Annotated in this window: 3 protein-coding genes and 1 riboswitch; all 3 genes read right to left on the bottom strand. The window is 62.7% G+C overall.

Going from position 1 to position 2829, the window contains the following annotated elements:
* Window positions 1–623, bottom strand: a 623-nt coding sequence (locus ABJK70_RS23015) for an ATP-binding cassette domain-containing protein (RefSeq protein WP_347259256.1), incomplete at its 3' end; no start/stop codon positions are given.
* A gap of 5 nt (window positions 624–628) precedes the next feature.
* Window positions 629–1453: an ABC transporter permease gene (locus tag ABJK70_RS23020; protein WP_347259257.1), complete on the bottom strand. Its 825-nt coding sequence runs from the start codon at window positions 1451–1453 to the stop codon at window positions 629–631.
* Between the two features lie 65 nt (window positions 1454–1518).
* Entirely contained in the window at window positions 1519–2514 is a 996-nt protein-coding gene (locus tag ABJK70_RS23025; protein ID WP_347259258.1) for an ABC transporter substrate-binding protein, read from the bottom strand.
* 63 nt (window positions 2515–2577) lie between these two features.
* Window positions 2578–2684: riboswitch (guanidine-I (ykkC/yxkD leader) on the bottom strand.
* Between the last annotated feature and the right edge of the window lie 145 nt (window positions 2685–2829).

Raw genomic sequence — 2829 nt, forward strand, 5'->3', positions numbered from 1 at the left:
CGCACATGCAGGCGATCCTGCATGGCGCCGAGGCCAATCCGGCAATTGCGAGGAAGTTCGCCGAGTGCTTCGATGATCCGCCGCAGTTCTTTCCCTGGCTGTTCGAGCGCGCCGAACGGTTCGTCCATCAACAGGATGTCGGGCCGGTTCATCAGTGCGCGGGCGATGGCCACGCGCTGCTGCATGCCCCCGGAAAGCTGGTTGGGATAGGCGTTTTCGACCGGGGCGAGCCCCATCAGCCCTATCAGGGCGTCGGTACGCCCGGAAGCGATTTCCACGTCGGCCGAAGTGATCTCTTCGCGTTTGATCTTGAGCGCGCGGCAGAAGCGGATGTTTTCGCGCACCGTGAGCCACGGGTACAGGCTGTAATGCTGGAACACCATGGCGCGCTCGGCTCCGGGGCCGGACACCGGCCGGCCGTCCACCCGGATTTCGCCCGAACTGAGATCTTCCAGGCCGCCGATGCTGCGCAGCAGGGTGGATTTGCCGCAGCCCGAAGCGCCCACCAGGGTGACGAATTGGTTGGCGCGAATATCGAGGTCGACGTTCTCGAGCGCGGCGATGCGCCGTCCCCCGGTGTCGAACAGCTTGTTGGCTTGTCTGATTTCGATCTTGGCCGTCATGTTGATCACTTGAAGTAAAGCCAGGGGAAACGCTTGCGGTGCAGCCAGCGGAACGACTGGTCCATCAGGAGCCCGAACAGGCCGATCAGGAGAATGCCGGCAAAGATCTTGTCGGTTTGCAGGAAGCGCTGCGCCTTGAGAATGGCGAAGCCCAGTCCTGAATTGGCGGCCACCAGCTCGGCCACGACCAGGTAGGTCCAGGCCCAGCCCATGGTGACGCGCAGCGTGTCCAGCAGCGCCGGTTTGGCCGACGGCAGTATCACCAGCCGGATCAGTTCGCCGCGCGTCGCGCCCATGGTCTGCGCCGCCTCGATCTGGGCCATGGGCACGCGGCGGATGTCTTCGGCCATCATCAGCACCATCTGGAAAAAAGTGCCGATGAAGATGATGGCGATCTTGGCGCTCTCCTCGATGCCGACCCACAGCATCACCAGCGGAATGAAGGCCACCGCGGGCATGTAGCGGATGAAATCGGTGAGCGGTTCGAACAGCGCCTGCAGCGGCCGATAAGTGCCGATCAGCAGCGCCAGCGGCAAGGCCAGCACGGCGGAGATGACGAATCCGGCGGTCACCCGGTAGACGCTGATCCAGATGTCGCCCAGCAGGTCGTCCTCGGCGAACCAGCCGTAGATCCGGGTAACCACTTCTTCCGGCGCCGGCATGAACACCTTGTCCACCCAGCCGCTATGGGCCAGTCCCCACCAGGCCGCCAGCGGCGCCAAGAGGCCCAGCAGCGCGAGAACCAGATATTCGCGGCGGCCGATCTGTCCCCGTATCACCCACCATCGCTGGCGCGGGTTCGGGATGCCGCTGTCGTATTGAGCTGCCATTCTCTTTCCTCGATTGAAGCCGTTAAGAAAAGGTGCGAGTGTCCCCGGCGGAGGCGGGCCGCTGCCTATTTCCTGTCCGCGATTTCCTTTATCAACGAGCCGTCCACGCCCTGGGCGAAGCCCACGGTGCCTTCCATCAGCCGGTTGTCGAGCAGGAAGTCGGAAATGGCGGGAGCTACGTTCAGCAGCGACCGGGATTGGTCGGGCGGGCCGAAAGCTTCGAGGTTATCGGCCTCGGCGAAGAACTTGGTGCCGGGCAGAAAAATCTTGTACTCGTCGGTCTTGAGGCCGACGACCTTGGACATGATCTTGACCGCCTGGTCCGGGTGTTCGCGAATGAACTTCTCGGCGTCGTACCAGGCCTCGATCATGCCCAGGAAATCCTTGCGGTGGACGGCGAGGGATTTTTCCTGCACGACCAGGAGGTCGGGAATCAGTCCGGGGATGTCCTTGGAGCTGAACAGCGCCTTGCCCTTGCCCGACAGCTCGATCTTGTTGACCCAGGGGTTCCATACCACGGTGGCGTCGACACGACCGCTCAGGAAGGCCGCCGCAGCGTCGCCGGCGGACAGGTTGACGATCTCGACGTCCGCCTGCGTCATGCCGTTCTTGGCCAGCGCGGTCACCAGCAGGAAATGGGAGACGCTGAACTGCTCCAGCGCGATCTTCTTGCCCTTGAGGTCGGCGAAGCTCTCGATCTTGGGGCTGACCATCAGAGCGTCGTTGCCGGCCGAGTTGTCGTTGACCAGTATGGCCTTGAGCGGAATGCCCTTGGCCAAAGGGGCCATGGTGTCGGACCAGGTCTGGCAATTGCCGTCCAGCTGGCCGGCCGACAACGCGGAAATGGAATCGGTGTAGTTGGCGAACCAAACCAGTTTGACTTTGGCGCCGTGCTTTTTGAAATAGCCGTTCTTTTCGGCCACGTACCAGGCGACCCAGCCCGGCCAGTCGCTGACGCCGATCTTGACCTCGGCGGGAGACGGCAGGGGAAGCAGAAGAAGGCCGATCAAGGCCGGGAAAGCGAGAAAACGGCGCAAGGCATGAGCGAATAGGGACGACATCACGGGGCTCCTTTTCGGAAATTACACGGCGAGAGGGCGAACCGGTTCTTACGAACCGTCACGACCTCCCGGGCTTTTATCCCGCCGTGTAACCCCGCGAGCCACGGGGCCGGAAACTCTCGGACCAGACGCCCCCGAGCGGAGGGGCCGGAACCCTAGTCGCCATTTGTGAACGGTGCCGCCGAATGGCGCACCTCTCGTTACGGATGAGACCGAGCAGGATGCGTGCCAGCCTCGAATTCAGCGGCTTCGGCAAGATTCGGAACTGAATTGCGCGCGATTTGGACCGATTTCGGGGCGAGAGGTCGGTCTTGT

Origin of the sequence: Methylocaldum sp. (assembly GCF_039794385.1) — a bacterium.
Taxonomy (GTDB): domain Bacteria; phylum Pseudomonadota; class Gammaproteobacteria; order Methylococcales; family Methylococcaceae; genus Methylocaldum.